The organism is Arthrobacter sp. B1805 (assembly GCF_002929745.1).
Classification (GTDB): domain Bacteria; phylum Actinomycetota; class Actinomycetes; order Actinomycetales; family Micrococcaceae; genus Arthrobacter_D.
Window position 1 is genome coordinate 193,642 of sequence record NZ_PJIQ01000002.1, and the last position, 16,051, is coordinate 209,692.

Below are 16,051 nucleotides of genomic sequence, written 5' to 3' on the forward strand. Positions count from 1 at the left end.
TCCGTCAGCGGCTCCTAGCCGGGCAGGCAGATCCCGGCCGGCGTCTCCTCAGCGAGCCCGTCGGTCAGGAGCCCGGCGAGCGCACGTTCGAGCTGCTCGCCGGGAGCACGTAGACTGTGCAGTCGCGTGAGGGCGTCCGGGCGGCCCGGCGTGCCGGTTCCACTCGCCACGGTATCGATGACCAGGTCCACCGGACCCTGCATCAGGAGGGGGCGTGGCACAGGGCCGACGGCGTCCCTCAGCACGGCGACGATCGCGCCGCGCACCTGTCGGTCGGTCCCGGCCCACGCCTGCCCCTTGGGCACGTACTCCGGAGCCGGGCGCCCAGCTGCAACCCAGGCGCACGCGTCCACCACGGGACATGCGTCGCACAGAGGGGCGCGGGCCGTGCAGATGACCGCTCCGAGCTCCATCACTCCGGCATTCCAACGGACGGACCCGGCGTCGTCGTCCGGCAGGAGCGTCACCGCCCGCTTCATCTCGGCAGCCGTCAGCGCCGGAGCAGGGAGCGCACTGCCCCCGACGAGGCGGGCATGGACGCGCCGGATGTTGGTGTCCACGACGGTCTCGCGCTTCCCGAAAGCGAAAGCGGCCACTGCGGCTGCGGTGTACGTGCCGACCCCCGGTAGGGACAGGAGTTCGTCATACGTGGCAGGCACCACGCCGCCGTGATCCGAGACGATCGCACTCGCAGCGGCGTGGAGGCGGAGGGCCCGGCGGGGGTACCCGAGCCGGCCCCAGTGCCGGACGGCGGCTCCCGACGGTTCTGCCGCGAGGTGCGCGGGAGCGGGCCAGCGTTCGAGCCACTCTCGCCACACCGGCAGGACGCGCACGACCGGGGTCTGCTGCAGCATGACCTCGCTGACGAGGATGCCCCATGGCGAGCACGATGGTTCGCGCCAGGGCAGGTCGCGGGCAGCCGCGGTGAACCAGTCGCTGATCCGACGGTGGAGGTCCTCCAGCGAGTGTGCAGCGCCACCGGCAGCGCCGTCGGCGCGCGCGGAACCCTCGGCGGTTCCGGGGTCGATGCTCATGGTTGCTCCTGTGTCCTTGTCGTGAATACTGTATCCACCGGCGTGGTGCCGGAAGGAATGCGAGGAGCGCTCCCTAGCCTTGATGGATGGCATCTAGTGGTGATCACCGGACGGGCAGGCGGTTCAGCGGCGGGCGGAGATCGAGCCCCGCCGTGTACCGTCGGCGCAGGCTTGCGGTGATCATCCTGGCGCTCCTCGTGGTGTCGGCGATCGCCGTCGGTGGCGCGACGCTGGCGGGGATGCTCGGTCGCGGCTCGGATGCCCTGGCCGGCGGAAGCACCACGTCGGAGGCGACGCCGTCACCAGCGGGCGACCCTGCGGCGACTGCCAGCACTGACCCGGGCAGTGCCGTCCCGTCCGAGTCCGCCCCGGCAAGTGCAGGTCCCAGTGCAGACCCCAGTGCCGTGCCCTCACCCAGCGCCACCACGCCGGAGCCCTCGGCCATGCCGGACGCCGATCCGGATGCCTGTGAGTCCGCGTCCGTCGTCGTCGTGGCCGAGACGGACAAACAGGCCTATGAGCCGGGCGAGAAACCCTCGCTGTCGCTCGTCGTCCGCAACAACGGCGTGGCGCCCTGCACGGTCAACGTCGGTACCTCCCAGATGGAGTTCGTCCTGACGAGGGACGACGAGCGGGTCTTCTCATCCATCGACTGTCAGCAGGCTTCCCAGGATCTCGAGCGCACCATTGCTCCCGGCGGGGAGGAGCGCGCGACGTTCGAATGGTCCCGCAACCGCACCGTCCCGGGGTGCACCGTCGTGGCCGACGAACCGGGGTCCGGGACCTACTCCCTGATTACGAGGCTCGGCGCAAGGAGCAGCGAAGCGGTGCAGTTCACGCTGCAGTAGGACCTCGGTTTCGTCCCCGGAGCGGGGTGACGGATCAGTTCCAGGACCACGTCGATTCCGGGTCCTGGCGGGGCTGCGGTGGCACCCGCTACATGAAACGGTCGAGGAGGCTCGTCTCGGCGATCCTGGAGAGGCCTTCCCGGACGGTACGTGCACGCTGCTCGCCGATGCCGTCTACCGCCATGAGATCCTCGATGTTCGCGGCCATGAGGTTCTGCAGCCCGTCGAAATGGTCGACCAGGCGGTTCGCGACAGCCGGGGGCACGGCCTTGATGCCCGAGAGCAGGCGGTAGCCCTTCGGTTGGATGACCGCCTCCAGCGAGTCGACCGACGGGTTGAACCCCAGGACGCTCGCGATGGTCCCGAGGTCGATCAGGTCTGCCGAGCTGAAACCCTGAAGTGTGGCGACGCGCTCCTCGACCGGCGCCGTGCTGGAGCCGAGGTCCATGTAGTCCCGCAACACCATCTCGCTGCCCGGGCCCAGGCCCGTGGTCAACTCCTCGACCTGAAGTGACAGCAGGCGACCGTCGACGCCGAGTTCCAGCACGTACTGTGAGATCTCCTCCGAGATCCTGCGCACCATCTCCTGGCGCTGCAGGGTGACAGCGACGTCACGGATGGTGACCATCGCCTCGATCTCGAGCGCCGACAGCGAGTTCGTGACCTGGTCGAGCCTGGCGCGGTAGCGCTCGAGGGTGGCGAGAGCTTGATTGGCACGGGCGAGAACGGGTTCGGACCCCTCGAGGACGTGGCGCAGTCCGTCGATGTACAGGGCGATGATCTGCATCGACTGGCTGACGCTGATCACGGGCAGGCCGGTCTGTTTCGCCACGCGCTCGGCAGTGCGGTGGCGTGTGCCGGATTCCTGCGTCTCGATGGTGTGGTCGGGTACGAGCTGGACAGCGGCGCGAAGGATGCGGCTCGCGTCCTTGTCGCACACGATGGCACCGTCCATCTTCGCGAGTTCGCGGAGGCGTGTCGGTGAGAACTCGATGCCGATGTCGAAGCCGCCCGAGCAGATCGAATCGACGGTCCGGTCGAAGCCGAGGACGATCAGCGCGCCCGTACGGCCCCTCAGGATTCGCTCCAGACCATCGCGCAGCTGCGTTCCCGGGGCTACTCTGGCGAGGGTGGCTTTGAGCGAGTCCTCGGGACTGCGGACCATGGGCCTATCCTTTCACCGCCTGCGCTGTTGAAGGCCCGGCGCAGTCGGGCGGCCGCCGTCGAGACTCGGACGGCGAGCGATGGCTGACGGTGTCCCGCTCAACCGAACATAATACTACTGGCGCGCACGGAAACCGCCTTACCGCCCGTTGTCGCAGATCTGTAACACTCCGGCACGGCCCGCCGCGGCTCGAAGGACAGTCAGACCCAGCTGCACGCGGCTGGTCCACCTGCTGTTCCGCGGACAACCGCTAGCGGTCCCACCGGTACGCCTAGAACAGGAGAGCCAGTGCTTCCGCGAGCGTCGACACCTCGCGCACCGAGAAGCCCTTCGGCACCGGACCCGTCCCCCCTGGGGATGCGGGAACGATCGCATGGGTGAACCCGAGCCGCTCCGCTTCCTGGATACGCCTGCCGATGCCGGGGACGGGACGCACCTCGCCGGCGAGACCCACCTCGCCGAATGCGATGAGCCGGGCGGGCAGGGGGTGGTCGGTCTTCGCCGAGGCGATCGCCAGGGCGACGGCGAGATCCGTCGCCGGCTCGGTGAGTCGCACGCCGCCGACCGTCGCCACGTAGCTGTCGTCCTTGTGCAGGCTCACGGAAGCACGGCTCTGCAGGACTGCGAGCAACATGGCGACACGCGAGCTGTCGAGCCCGCTCGTCGCCCGCCGAGGTTGCGCATTGGGGGATTCCGCGAGCAGCGCCTGGACTTCGGCGAGCAGGGGGCGGCGACCCTCGAGCGTGACGGTGATGCACGTGCCGGACACCGGGTCCTTGGTACGCGACACGAAGAGCCCGCTGGGGTCGGCCAGGCCCTCGATACCGCCATCGGTGAGGTCGAAGCACCCCACCTCGTCGGTCGGACCGTACCTGTTCTTGACGGCGCGCAGCAGCCGCAGGCGCGAGTGGCGCTCGCCCTCGAACTGGCAGACGACGTCCACGAGGTGTTCGAGGAGCCTCGGACCGGCGATGGAGCCGTCCTTCGTCACGTGCCCCACGAGCAGCGTCGTCATGCCGCGTGCCTTCGCCGCTCCGATGATGGACGCCGCGACTTCGCGCACCTGCGTCACCCCACCTGCGCTGCCGTCCACCGCCGCGCTGCTGAGGGTCTGGACGGAGTCCACGATGAGCAGGGACGGATCGATCTTCTCCACTTGGCCGAGTGCCTGGCCGAGGTCCGTCTCGGCGCTGAGGAAGAGGGAGTCCGCGACGGCATCGATCCTGTCCGCCCTCAGCTTGACCTGCGCTGCGGATTCCTCACCCGTGACGTACAGGACGTCCTTGCCGAGCCGCGCCACCCGCGCAGCGACGTCCAGGAGGAGGGTGGATTTCCCGACGCCGGGCTCCCCGGCCAGCAGGATCACCGCCCCCGGCACCAACCCTCCGCCCAGCACGCGGTCGAGCTCGTCGATCCTGGTGGGCTGGAAGCCCGACAGCGTTGCGTCGACCTCGGCAATCCGCCGTGCAGGAGTCGTCACCGCCGTGGCAGCCGTGGTGCGCGCGACCACCTGGCCCGTCTCCTCGACGGTTCCCCAGGCCTGGCACTCACCACAGCGGCCCACCCACTTCGCCGTCGTCCAGCCGCACTCGGCGCAACGGTAGCTCGGGGTGTTGCTGCGTCCCGCACGCGCGGCGGGAGATGTCTTCGTGGCCATGCTTCTCAGGCTACCGGCGGGCACCGACAGGCCATGCTCGAAGCACTATATATGTGTGCGGTTCAGAGCCGGGGCAGGTAGTCGGCCGCATCCTCGTGCGAAAGGCCCGTCGCTTCGAGCAGGTCCACCACGAGCGGCCGGAGGAGCAGCACAAGGCCCTCGCCCTCGAGTCGGCTGATGTGCAGGGTTTCCGGATGGAGATCGGTGGCCACCGCGGCGAGCTCGTTCCGGGCCTGGCGCAGATTGAGGCGGCGCTCGGCGGAGTCCCGGGCGGACAGGGCCCGGCTGAGGAGGTCCACGGCGTCGGCGGTGTCCTCGAGCGACTGACCGAGGCTCTCGATCGCGTCGTCGGTCAGGGCTGCGTGGTTGATCGCGGAGGTGAGGCGCCGTGAGAACACGCGGCTGTTGCGGATGGCCAGGTCGATAGAGTCGACGGCAGTGCGAAGCGACCCGAGCTCGCCGCGGTGTCGGCGGTAGGCGGGCGAAATGCGGGCGACCTCCTGGGCGGCGCGCATGCTCCCGGTCAGACTGTCCAGCTGGGACTGGCAGTTCCGTGCGCGGATCAGGGCGTGCCAGGCCAGGGTGGAGTCGCTGTCCCGCAGGGCGGCTGCGCTCTCCCGGAGGACTGCGGACAGTTCGGACAGCAGTCCGCGGACATTGGTCTTGGGTTCGCGGCGCGGATCGCGGGGAAGCAGCATCGTGATCACGAGGGCGAAGAGGCCGCCCACGATCGCGTCGACGCTGCGTGTGAAGGGGCCCCCTTCCGGCGCCGGAAGCAGCACGACCAGCAGGGACTGCAGCCCGAGCTGCGTCGTGAAGATGGTGCCGCTATCCAGGAAGCGGGCCAGCAGGATCGAGATGAACAGGACGACGGCGGCCTGCCAGATCCCGGTGCCGAAGAAGGTGAGCAACAGATCCCCCACGGAGATGCCGAGAGTGCAGCCGATCCCCACCTCCAGCACGCGGCGCAGGCGCGGATCCCGCGAGAAGCCCAGCGAGATCATCGACGACGTCGCCGCGAAGAGCGGACCGTTGTGCCCGAGGACCTGCTCGGCGAAGGCATACGCGCCCACTGCACACACCGTCATCTGCAGGGCGGTGACGACGGAGTTGGAACTTCGTTTGAGGCCGATGCGGGAGCGCTTGCGCAGGAAGGCGAAAGCGGCGGAGACTCCCTGACGCGGCGGCATGAACCCAGTCTAGGAGGTGCAGCAGAAGGAGACCTTCGTCTCATTCGCAAGTGCGGACCAGCCGTACTGGGCAATGGACCTGTGCTGTTCACCTTCCGTTCATCTCGGCTGGTCAGTCTCTTTACCTGCAGTCCCTAGCTTCAAGCATGTACAAGAACGCGTACATCTCTACCGAGTGCCACTCGTGCACCGATGAACACATCCCTGGAAGGGGCAAAATCTAGTGAAGGCTCTTCGCTTTGGCCGCGCTGCGGCAGTTATCTCCGTAGCCGCGCTGGCGCTGACCGCTTGTGGTTCCGACAACGCCACCGGCGAGCCCGCCGCAACCGGAGGCGCGTCCTCCGCCGCGGGCACCGCCGTGACCGGAACCCTGACCGGCATCGGTGCCTCCTCGCAGAATTCTGCGATGGAAGCCTGGAAGACCGGTTTCGAGTCCGCCAACGAGGGTGCCATGGTGCAGTACTCGCCGGACGGCTCCGGCGCAGGCCGGAAGGCCTTCCTGAGTGGCGGCGCCCAGTTCGCCGGCTCGGACGCCTACCTGAAGGACGAAGAGATGACCCAGGCGCAGGAAGTCTGCGGACCTGACGGCGCTCTGAACATCCCCGCCTACATCTCCCCGATCGCCGTGGCATACAACCTCGAAGGCGTCGAGTCCCTGAACCTCGATGCCTCGACCATCGCGAAGATCTTCAAGAAGGAGATCGCCACCTGGAACGATCCCGCGATCGCAGCCCAGAACGAGGGCGTCGAGCTGCCTGACACCCCGATCACCGTCGTGCACCGCTCCGACGAGTCCGGCACCACGGAGAACTTCGTGGACTACCTCGCCGCAGCCGCTCCCGAGGACTGGACCTACGAGGTCGAGGGCGCATGGCCCGCCGACCTGCAGTCCGAGAACGCCAAGGGCACCTCGGGTGTCGTCCAGACCGTCACTGCGACTGACGGCGCCATCACCTACGCCGATGCCTCCGCGGTCGGCGATCTCGGCACCGTGAAGGTCAAGGTCGGCGAGGAGTACACGGAGCTGAGTTCCGACGCAGCCGCCAAGGCAGTGGAGGTCGCCACGCCGGTCGAGGGCCGCCCTGACCTGGACATGTCCCTCGAGCTCGAGCGCGACACCACGGAATCCGGTGCCTACCCGATCGTGCTCGTCAGCTACCACGTCTACTGCACCAGCTACGACAGCCAGGAGACCGTCGACCTCGTCAAGGCCTTCGGATCCTACGTCATCAGCGAGGAGGGCCAGGCCGAGGCCGAGGCTTCCGCCGGCAACGCCCCGCTGTCCACGTCCCTGAGCGAGAAGGCGCAGTCGGCGATCGACTCCATCAAGGTTGCTTCCTAGCAGAAGCTTCCCGGTCCCGTCTGGTCTAATGGAGACCGGACGGGACCGTCCGCCGTTTACGGCTGGAATCGGCAGTGGCCTTCTCTTTAGGTCCGGCTCGCCCGGGCCGTCACTGCACTTGAAATCGACCGCCTGGAAGGCAAAGACGTGTCAACCACTTCGCTGAAAGCGTCGACCGATCGAGGTCGCGCAGGCGACAAGATCTTTTCCGGAGTATCCCTCACCGCCGGCGTGTTGATCCTGGCAGTTCTGTTCAGTGTCGCCGTCTTCCTGCTGGTGCAGGCGGCGCCCACCTTCTCCGCCGATCCCACCGAGGTCACCGGAGGCAACGGCTTCTCGGCGTACATCCTGCCGATCGTCGTCGGCACGGTCGTCGCGGCGACCATCGCCCTGCTGATCGCGACACCCGTCGGTATCGCCGTCGCCCTCTTCATTTCCCACTACGCCCCTCGCCGGCTCGCCCGTGCCTTCGGATACGTCATCGATCTGCTGGCGGCGATCCCTTCCGTCATCTACGGCGCCTGGGGGTACATCGTGCTCGCTCCGCAGATGGCCAAGGCCTACGCGTGGCTCGCCGAGAACCTAGGCTGGCTTCCGATCTTCGCGGGTCCTGCAAGCCAGACGGGCAAGACCATGCTCACCGCCGGCGTCGTGCTCGCGGTCATGGTCATCCCGATCATCACCTCCCTCAGCAGGGAGATCTTCCTCCAGACGCCCACCCTCCACGAGGAGGCAGCGCTCGCGATGGGCGCCACTCGCTGGGAGATGGTGCGGATGGCGGTCCTGCCCTTCGCCCGACCCGGAATCATCAGTGCGGCGATGCTCGGCCTCGGCCGGGCTCTGGGAGAGACGATGGCGGTTGCGCTGGTGCTCTCGCCCGGCGCCCTCGGCGCGAGCCTCATCAAGACAGGCAACCAGACGATCGCGGCCGAGATCGCGCTCAACTTCCCCGAGGCCTTCGGCCTGCGTCTGAACGAGCTGATCGCAGCAGGCCTCGTGCTCTTCGTGATCACGCTGATCGTCAACATGATCGCCCGCTTCATCATCACCCGGCACAAAGAATTCTCGGGAGCTAACTAAATGGCAGCGAACCAGACGCTCCAACGTCGCCAGTCCCAGCTCACGCGCGGGCACCTTCCCTCGTACGCCGTGTGGGTCGTCCTCGGCGCCTCGGTCATCCTCGGAGCGGCGATTGCGTCCCTGATCGGCTTCACGGTCGTCGGGTGGGCGATCATCTCCGCCATCGTCTTCGTGGTCGCGGCAACCATCGTCACCGCCGTGGCGGAAGGCGAGCGCAAGGCGAAGGACCGCCTCGTGACGTTCCTCGTGTACGGTGCCTTCCTCGTCGCGCTCCTGCCGCTGATCTCGGTCATCTGGACCGTGCTCGAACGGGGCGTCCCCGGCCTCAGCTACAACTTCCTCTTCACGTCCATGAACGGACTGACGGGTGCGGTGGACAACCAGGCCGTGGAGAACGGGACGCCCGTGCTGGGCGGCGCCTACCACGCCGTTCTCGGTACGCTCCAGATCACGCTGTGGGCGACGCTCATCTCCGTGCCGATCGGACTGCTCACCGCTGTGTACCTCGTCGAATACGGATCGGGGAAGAACCTCACGAAGGCCATCACGTTCTTCGTCGATGTCATGACAGGCATCCCGTCGATCGTTGCCGGCCTGTTCGCGGCCGCGCTTTTCGCGCTGCTGTTCGGTCCCGGTACCCGGACCGGGTTCGTCGCTGCGGTCGCCCTCTCCGTCCTCATGATCCCCGTCGTGGTGCGCTCCACCGAGGAGATGCTGAAGATCGTCCCGAACGAGCTCCGCGAGGCGTCCTACGCGCTGGGCGTCCGTAAATGGCGCACGATCACGAAGGTGGTCATCCCGACGGCCATCTCCGGTATCGCCTCTGGCGTAACGCTCTCAATCGCGCGCGTGATCGGCGAGACCGCACCTATCCTTGTGACGGCAGGGTTCGCGAGCTCCATCAACACGAACGTGTTCAGTGGCTGGATGAGTACGCTTCCCACCTTCATCTACTACCAGATCCTCACTCCGACCTCCCCGACATCGCCGGATCCGAGTACGCAGCGTGCCTGGGCCGCGGCCCTCCTGCTGATCCTCATGGTGATGCTGCTGAACCTGGGCGCCCGTTTCGTCGCCAGCTTCTTCGCCCCCAAGACCAGCCGCTGACCACGCGCGGTACCTACCGATAAGGAAGCAATGTCCAAGCGAATCGACGTAAAGGACCTGAACGTCTACTACAGCAAGTTCCTTGCCGTGGAGGACGTCAACATCAACATCGAAGCCCGTTCTGTGACCGCATTCATCGGTCCGTCGGGCTGCGGCAAGTCGACCTTCCTCCGCACCCTCAACCGCATGCACGAGGTCATTCCCGGCGCACGCGTCGAGGGCGAGGTGCTGCTCGACGGCGACAACCTGTACGACACCGCTGTTGACCCCGTGACCGTCAGGGGCGAGATCGGCATGGTGTTCCAGCGGCCCAATCCGTTCCCCACGATGTCCATCCGTGACAACGTGCTGGCCGGCGTGAAACTGAACAACAAGCGCATCAGCAAGTCCGACGCCGATTCGCTCGTCGAGAAGTCCCTCCAGGGCGCGAACCTCTGGAACGAGGTCAAGGATCGCCTCGGCCGTCCCGGTTCGGGTCTCTCGGGTGGGCAGCAGCAGCGCCTGTGCATCGCCCGCGCCATCGCGGTATCTCCCCAGGTGATCCTGATGGACGAGCCGTGCTCTGCACTGGATCCCATCTCCACCCTGGCCATCGAGGACCTCATCAACGAACTCAAGGCCGAGTACACCGTGGTGATCGTGACCCACAACATGCAGCAGGCGGCGCGGGTTTCCGACAAGACGGCGTTCTTCAACATCGCAGGTACGGGCAAGCCGGGCAGGCTCATCGAGTACGGCGACACCACCACCATCTTCAACAAGCCGGCTGTGAAGGCCACGGAGGACTACGTCTCCGGTCGCTTCGGATAGGAAGGCTGTCTCCCCGACAGCGCAGAAGAACGACGGCGGCGGCTCCCAAGGGGGCCGCCGTCGTCGTTGGTGGTCAGAGCAGCGGGCTCAGGGCGAGGAAGAAGACGGCTCCCAACAGGGCGGTGACGGGTGCCGTGCCGAGCCACACCGCGAGGATCCGGATGGCGCGCGGCCGCTGCACGGATGCGAACCGCTGGTTCGCTCCCGCGCCGACGATCGCCGACGTCATCGTGTGCGTGCTCGACAGCGGGAAGTGCAGGGAGATGGCCCCGATGAACAGCATCGCCGAGCTGACGCCCTGGGCGGTCATCCCCCGCAGCGGGTCGATGTGCACCAGGCGGTTGCCGAGCGTATGCGTGATACGCCAGCCTCCGAACAGGGACCCCGCTGTCAGCAGCACCGCGGCGAAGACCTGCACCCAGAGGGGCATGTCCGACCCGGTCGCGTGACCCGCGCCCACGAGCGCCAGCAGGATCACCGCCATGGTGCGCTGGCCGTCCTGCAGTCCGTGCCCGAGCGCGAACGCCCCGGCGAGAACGGACTGCGCCATGCGGTTGCCACGGTTCACCTTCGCGGGGGAGCCGTGGCGCAGCAGCCACGTCGCGGGGAAGACCGCAGCGTACGCCAGGAGGTAGGCGACGACAGGCGAGAGCACGAGCGGCAGTGCGATCTGCAGCAGGAGCGCCTCACCCGCACCGTTCATCGCCGGGCCGTTCGTCACCTGCGACGCTGCACCCGCCCCGATGATGCCTCCGAGCAGGGCGTGCGTCGACGACGAGGGCTTGCCGCGATACCAGGTGAACACACCCCAGATACATGCTGCGACGAGCGCCGCGATGAGGATACCGAGCCCGGTCGGGCCCGAGGGGAGACCGATGCCCGCATCGGTGAAGAAGAGTGCAAGGGACGTGCTGAGGAGAGCCCCCACGAGGTTGAACGATGCTGCGAGCAGGACGGCCAGGGTCGGCGTCAGCGCGCGCGTCCGGACGGCTGTGGCAACGGAGTTCGAGACATCGTGGAAGCCGTTGAGGAAGGCGAAACCGCCAGCGGCAACGATCACCGCGCCCAGGAGGAGGAGCTCCACCTACGATTCCTTGACGAGGATGCTGCCCACCTGGGTGGCCACTCTCCGGATGTCCTTGGTGACATCGACCAGCTGGTTCGCCACATCGCGGTGCCGTGCGTAGACGAGGGGCTTGTGGTCATTGAGGAGCTCGGCGCACCAGCTCCGGTGGGTACGCTCGGCCCGCCTCGCCAGCCGCAGGATCTCTATCCAGTACTCCTCGAGGTCCTCCATCGAACCGAGCCGCTGCATGGCGACGGCGGTCAGCTCGGCCTGCCGGTTGATGACCTCGAGCTGGTCGGCGGCCCGCTGGCTCAGTTTGCTCAGTTTGTACAGGGCGATCAGCTCGCCGGCGCCATCGAGCTTCTCGATGGCTTCGTTGAGCAGCCGGGACAGGACGTAGAGGTCTTCTCGCGGGAGCGGATTGATGAAGGAGGTCCGCATCGAGGTCAGGAGGGCGAAGTGCAGGTCCGTCGAGGCGGACTCGTGCTGGTGCAGTTCCTCCGAGAGGCGGTCGTACTCCTGGGTGGATGCGCCGAGGATGGCGGACATCGTCCCCACCCCGAGCACGAGCTGTTGGGCCATGCTCGAGAGCAGTTCGAGCCCAGCGTTCTCCTGCGGGAAGAGGCGTAGTTTCACGGAGTCTTCCTCGAAGGATATGGGCGGATCGGCGTGCCTCCAGCGACCGTGCTGGGTGCCGGAGGGCAAAGTAGTGGCGCCGAACCGGGAGCGCCTCTCGGCGGAAGGCCGCTCGAAGCGGCTGAGTGTTGAAGCCCGGGGGTTCCACGGTCCGACGCCGAGTTAAGTCTTGCCGTCCACGGTGCCGCTGTCAACATCAGCCCCAGCGAGCGGTTCAGTCGAGTTCTCCCCGCCGCCACGACGCGGCGGCGTGTTCGAGATCCTCGGCTGTCTTGATGAGCTGGTGTGAGTTGCGCGTGAGCTTCGATGCGCGGGGGCCGTTGGCGAGCTCGGTGTCGTCGGCGTGATTGGCCTGGCCCAGCGCGACGACCCGGCAGAAAGCTGCGAACCGCTCGAGGGCGACGTCGAAGTCCCCTTCGAAGGCCCCGGACAGGATCGTGTCCGCCATCGTGGTCATTTCCGTAGCGCCCGGCGGTTCGGCGACGCCGGCCACGACCTTCGACACCTGAGCCACCTCCTTACCGGAGGCGAAGTAGGCGGCGATGCGTTCGGGATTCTGCTGCGTTGCGGCGCGCAGCGCGTAGAGGCGCCACAGAGCGCCGGGTAGTGAGCGTGCCGGGCTCTCGGCCCACATCTCCGCTATCGCTTCGAGGCCCTGCTGGTCGGCCAGTTCGACGAGGCGGCGTGTCACGTCGGGATCGTCGGCGTCGCGACCGTGGTGCACCAGGGCGTGCGCGGCCATGTGGGCAGCCTCCGAGACCCGTGAAGGATCGACTCCACCCGCGAAAACCTCGAAATCCGCGGGAGCGAATGGCTTCGGCTTGTGGGGCCGCGGGGTGTTGTTCGTGTAGTCGCCGTCCATGGAACGAGGATACTCCTGCGCACATTCGCACCGGATGCCAAGGTGCGGGCGCATTCCTCCGACCGGGCACGATTGCGATAAAGTGAGCGGGTCGTCGGCGCACGGATGTCCCATCCTCGGAGGGGCCGAGCGTGGACGGAGTGGCGGGCCCTTAGCTCAGTTGGCTAGAGCAACGGACTTTTAATCCGTGGGTCGTGGGTTCGAGCCCCACAGGGCCCACCCGTGAACGAGGAAGGACCCCGGAATCGTCCGGGGTCCTTCTGCGTGTCCGGGTCTAGGCGGAGACCTCGTGGACGACGAACGCCGTGAGGAACCCCAGGGCGGCGATGAGCCCTGTGAGCAGGTGCTGCCGCTCGAAGGCCTCCGGAATCATGGTGTCGGCGACCATCGCGAGGATCGCACCGGCTGCGATCGCCGTGATGAAGGCGACCGTCACGCCCGACGCCCCCGCCAGAAGCGAGTAGCCCACGAGGGCGGCGATGCCGGACGTGAGCGCGATGCTGCCCCACAATCCGAAGACGTACCGGGAGCTGCGGCCGGCGTTCTTCATTCCGGCGGTGCTCGAGAGCCCCTCCGGGACGTTGGAGATGAAGATCGCAACGAGCACCGCGGGATTCACCACCCCGCCGGCCACGAGGCCGAGCCCGAGGACGACCGACTCCGGAACGCCGTCGAGCAGGGCCCCGAGTGCGATGGCGTTGCCGCTGCCGGCGTCGTCGCTCTCCGACGGCTGTTGCCCACCCGACCGCTTGCGGTGCTGCGCGCCCCTGCGCGCCAACACTGCATTCGCTCCGACGTAGGTCACCGCTCCGACCAGGAATCCGAGCGCCGTGGGCACGAGCCCGCCCACCTCCTGTGCCTCGTCGACGAGTTCGAAGGCGAGGGCGGAGATCAGGACGCCGGCACCGAACGCCATCACGAAGGACACGACCTGTGGCGGCACCTTCCACTTCCATGCGATGGCGGCCCCGAGGACCAGCGCACCTCCGGCGACAGATCCCCATCCGAACGCCTGCAGCCACAACGGCACGGAGCGCCTCCTTCCGGTGCCTAGCAGGCACGACGACGAAAAAACCTGGCCCAGCCTGTCACAGCAGGCCGGCGCGGGCACGACATCCAGCAGTTCGGCCAGGGATTGACTCATCGCGCTCGCTCGTTTGCACTTGTACGAGGAACGGGGTTGTGGTGGGCGCCGGAAGGCTCCCGGCACCGATCGAGGAGGAATCGATGGACGCCGTAGGCCTGATCGGAAGCATGGCGGCATGCGTCGCCATGGCGGGTGCTGCCGCTGTCACGGCATGGCGGTTCGACGTCGCGTCGCGTTGCAACCGAGCGGTCGACGACTACTTCTGGATAGTGTTCGGCGGCGTCGTCGTCGTAGCCGGCGCCGGAGCCGCCCTTCTATCCGTCGGCCCCGCGTGGCTTGCCGCAGCCGTCGCAGCCGCCTCGATCCCGGCGGCCGCCGCATGGGCCTGGCTGCGGCACGCGCAGCGCAGACGCCTCGCCGAGGAATCGGCACGTGGCGAGGTCTGGGCGGACCTGTGCCGTAGGCATGACGAGGTCGTCGCGCGCTGGGTGGACTACGACGTCGATCCCGCGAAGGCGATCGCATTTCCCGGGATGCATCGCACCGGTGACCCTGCATGCCGGCCGGTGGTCCGAGCGCTTCGCGCAGCAGGCGCCGAGCGGGACGCCGGAGCGGCACCGGGCTCGCATGGCGCCGTCGCCGCACGCCGGTACGAGGAAGCGGTGATGCGTCTGGAGCATGCTTTCGACGCTGCCGAGCATCAGGTCCGCTCGTCTGGTACAAGGCTGTCCGGACGGCTCGGGGCAGCTTCTGGTCGACTTTGAATCGTTACCTGAGGGGCCCCCTACCGGCGGACTTCGCGGGCTAGGCTCAAGTTACCGGAGCGAACGACCTCCGGTGCCGAACGTCCCCTCCGGGCGATGCCGGTCTCATGATGCGAGGGGGAACCATGCGTGTCCTGGCGCGATGCTCGGCCGGCCTGTTGGCCGTGTCCCTCCTCGTCATGAGTGCGCCAGGGGCACTTGCAGATCCACCGGGCGACACACGCTCCGTGGTTCCCGATGGGCTGGCCACCAAGCAGAATCTGCGGATCGCAACCTACAACGCAAGTCTCAATCGATCGGCCGCGGGCGATCTCGTGCGGGACCTCGGTACGCCGGAGAACGCCCAGGCCAGGGCGATCGCCGAGGTTCTCCAGATCACCCGGCCCGACGTAGTCCTGCTCAACGAGTTCGACTACGACGCCGGCGGCACCGCGGCCGACCTCTTCAACCGGAACTACCTCCGCGTCAGCCAAAATGGCAAGGCGGCCCTGGACTACCCGTACGTCTATACCGCCCCGTCGAACACGGGCGTACCCAGTGGACTGGACCTCAACAACGACGGCACGGTCGGTGGGGCTGAGGATGCGCTCGGATTTGGAGCGTTCGAGGGCCAGTACGGCATGGTTATCTACTCGCAGTACCCGATCCAGACGGAGTCGGTCCGGACATTCCAGCACTTCCTGTGGAAGGACATGCCAGGCGCGCTCCTTCCCGACAACCCGGCCACCGCGGAGCAGGGTGACTGGTACTCGGAGGCCGAGCTCGACGTCCTTCCCCTGTCCAGCAAATCGCACTGGGACGTCCCGCTGAGCGTCGGCGGGAAGACGGTCCACGTCCTTGCAAGCCACCCGACTCCTCCCGTCTTCGATGGCAAGGAGGACCGCAACGGCAAGCGCAACAGTGACGAGATACGGTTCTGGTCCGATTACGTGACCGGCGGCCCCAGTGCCTCCTACATCTACGACGACGGCGGCGTTACGGGCGGTCTCAAGCGCGGCGATCGTTTCGTGATCCTCGGTGACCAGAACAGCGACCCTTTCGATGGGGACTCACTGCCCGGGGCGATCGACCAGCTCCTCGGCAACAAGCTGGTGCAGGACCCCCAGCCGTCCTCGTCCGGAGCCACGGAGGCTGCCGCCTTGCAGGGTGGCGCGAACGCGGGCCACCGGAGCGATCCGCGTCTGGACACGGCCGATTTCGAGGATCGGAATGCCGGTAACATCAGGGCGGACTACGTGCTTCCCTCGCGCACCCTGCGCGTCTCGGGATCGGGCGTCTTCTGGCCGCGCGTGGGCTCGCCCGGTTCGGAGCTGACCGGGATCTTCCCCTTCCCCACGAGCGACCACCGGCTGGTCTACGCCGACGTCGTCGTGAGCGGCACCAAACAGAGGTAGGCCTCGCGG

Annotated in this window: 15 protein-coding genes and 1 tRNA gene; 8 read left to right on the forward strand and 8 right to left on the reverse strand. The window is 67.4% G+C overall.

Translation table 11 applies throughout. From position 1 onward, the window contains the following. Positions 1-14 precede the first annotated feature (14 nt). Positions 15-1,034, reverse strand: a complete 1,020-nt coding sequence (locus tag CXQ96_RS03555; protein WP_104116652.1) for an A/G-specific adenine glycosylase — start codon at positions 1,032-1,034, stop codon at positions 15-17. 86 nt (positions 1,035-1,120) lie between these two features. Here CXQ96_RS03555 and CXQ96_RS03560 point away from each other — a divergent pair, with 86 nt between their 5' ends. Beyond that, positions 1,121-1,882 (forward strand): hypothetical protein, encoded by a 762-nt coding sequence (locus CXQ96_RS03560; RefSeq protein WP_104116653.1) that lies wholly within the window; start codon positions 1,121-1,123, stop codon positions 1,880-1,882. An 88-nt stretch (positions 1,883-1,970) separates the two neighbouring features. On the opposite strand, the gene disA is transcribed toward CXQ96_RS03560, so the two are convergent. From disA to CXQ96_RS03575, 3 genes are all read right to left on the reverse strand, one after another. After that, the gene (disA, locus tag CXQ96_RS03565) at positions 1,971-3,047 is read right to left on the reverse strand and encodes a DNA integrity scanning diadenylate cyclase DisA (protein ID WP_104116654.1); all 1,077 of its coding nucleotides are present in this window, start codon (positions 3,045-3,047) and stop codon (positions 1,971-1,973) included. A 271-nt stretch (positions 3,048-3,318) separates the two neighbouring features. Beyond that, positions 3,319-4,704: a DNA repair protein RadA gene (gene radA, locus CXQ96_RS03570; RefSeq protein WP_104116655.1), complete on the reverse strand. Its 1,386-nt coding sequence runs from the start codon at positions 4,702-4,704 to the stop codon at positions 3,319-3,321. Between the two features lie 62 nt (positions 4,705-4,766). Further along, positions 4,767-5,894: an FUSC family protein gene (locus tag CXQ96_RS03575; protein ID WP_104116656.1), complete on the reverse strand. Its 1,128-nt coding sequence runs from the start codon at positions 5,892-5,894 to the stop codon at positions 4,767-4,769. 223 nt (positions 5,895-6,117) lie between these two features. On the opposite strand from CXQ96_RS03575, the gene pstS reads away from it, so the two are divergent. From pstS to pstB, 4 genes are all read left to right on the forward strand, one after another. Then, positions 6,118-7,236, forward strand: coding sequence for a phosphate ABC transporter substrate-binding protein PstS (pstS, locus tag CXQ96_RS03580; RefSeq protein WP_104116657.1), 1,119 nt, complete (start codon positions 6,118-6,120; stop codon positions 7,234-7,236). A 147-nt stretch (positions 7,237-7,383) separates the two neighbouring features. After that, a complete protein-coding gene (gene pstC / locus CXQ96_RS03585) occupies positions 7,384-8,316 on the forward strand; it encodes a phosphate ABC transporter permease subunit PstC (protein ID WP_104116658.1) in 933 nt (310 codons plus the stop codon). After that, complete coding sequence (pstA, locus tag CXQ96_RS03590) at positions 8,317-9,423, forward strand: phosphate ABC transporter permease PstA (RefSeq protein ID WP_104116659.1); 1,107 nt, start codon at positions 8,317-8,319, stop codon at positions 9,421-9,423. A gap of 30 nt (positions 9,424-9,453) precedes the next feature. Further along, positions 9,454-10,233, forward strand: coding sequence for a phosphate ABC transporter ATP-binding protein PstB (gene pstB, locus CXQ96_RS03595; RefSeq protein ID WP_104116660.1), 780 nt, complete (start codon positions 9,454-9,456; stop codon positions 10,231-10,233). Positions 10,234-10,306: 73 nt separating this feature from the next. Here the strand turns inward: pstB and CXQ96_RS03600 are convergent, their stop codons facing one another. The 3 genes from CXQ96_RS03600 to CXQ96_RS03610 all read right to left on the reverse strand — a co-directional run bounded on the left by CXQ96_RS03600 (position 10,307) and on the right by CXQ96_RS03610 (position 12,797). After that, a complete protein-coding gene (locus tag CXQ96_RS03600) occupies positions 10,307-11,317 on the reverse strand; it encodes an inorganic phosphate transporter (protein ID WP_104116661.1) in 1,011 nt (336 codons plus the stop codon). Next, on the reverse strand, positions 11,318-11,935 hold the full coding sequence (locus CXQ96_RS03605; RefSeq protein WP_104116662.1) for a DUF47 domain-containing protein: 618 nt from the start codon (positions 11,933-11,935) through the stop codon (positions 11,318-11,320). It lies immediately after the preceding gene. 214 nt (positions 11,936-12,149) lie between these two features. Next, positions 12,150-12,797, reverse strand: coding sequence for a hypothetical protein (locus CXQ96_RS03610; protein ID WP_104116663.1), 648 nt, complete (start codon positions 12,795-12,797; stop codon positions 12,150-12,152). Positions 12,798-12,942: 145 nt separating this feature from the next. Here CXQ96_RS03610 and CXQ96_RS03615 point away from each other — a divergent pair. Continuing rightward, positions 12,943-13,016, forward strand: a tRNA-Lys gene (locus CXQ96_RS03615). 55 nt (positions 13,017-13,071) lie between these two features. Here CXQ96_RS03615 and CXQ96_RS03620 read toward each other — a convergent pair. Then, a complete protein-coding gene (locus CXQ96_RS03620) occupies positions 13,072-13,827 on the reverse strand; it encodes a ZIP family metal transporter (RefSeq protein ID WP_104116664.1) in 756 nt (251 codons plus the stop codon). 197 nt (positions 13,828-14,024) lie between these two features. On the opposite strand from CXQ96_RS03620, the gene CXQ96_RS03625 reads away from it, so the two are divergent. Continuing rightward, complete coding sequence (locus CXQ96_RS03625) at positions 14,025-14,648, forward strand: hypothetical protein (RefSeq protein ID WP_146070799.1); 624 nt, start codon at positions 14,025-14,027, stop codon at positions 14,646-14,648. A 125-nt stretch (positions 14,649-14,773) separates the two neighbouring features. After that, positions 14,774-16,042, forward strand: coding sequence for an endonuclease/exonuclease/phosphatase family protein (locus tag CXQ96_RS03630; protein ID WP_104116666.1), 1,269 nt, complete (start codon positions 14,774-14,776; stop codon positions 16,040-16,042). Positions 16,043-16,051: the final 9 nt, after the last annotated feature.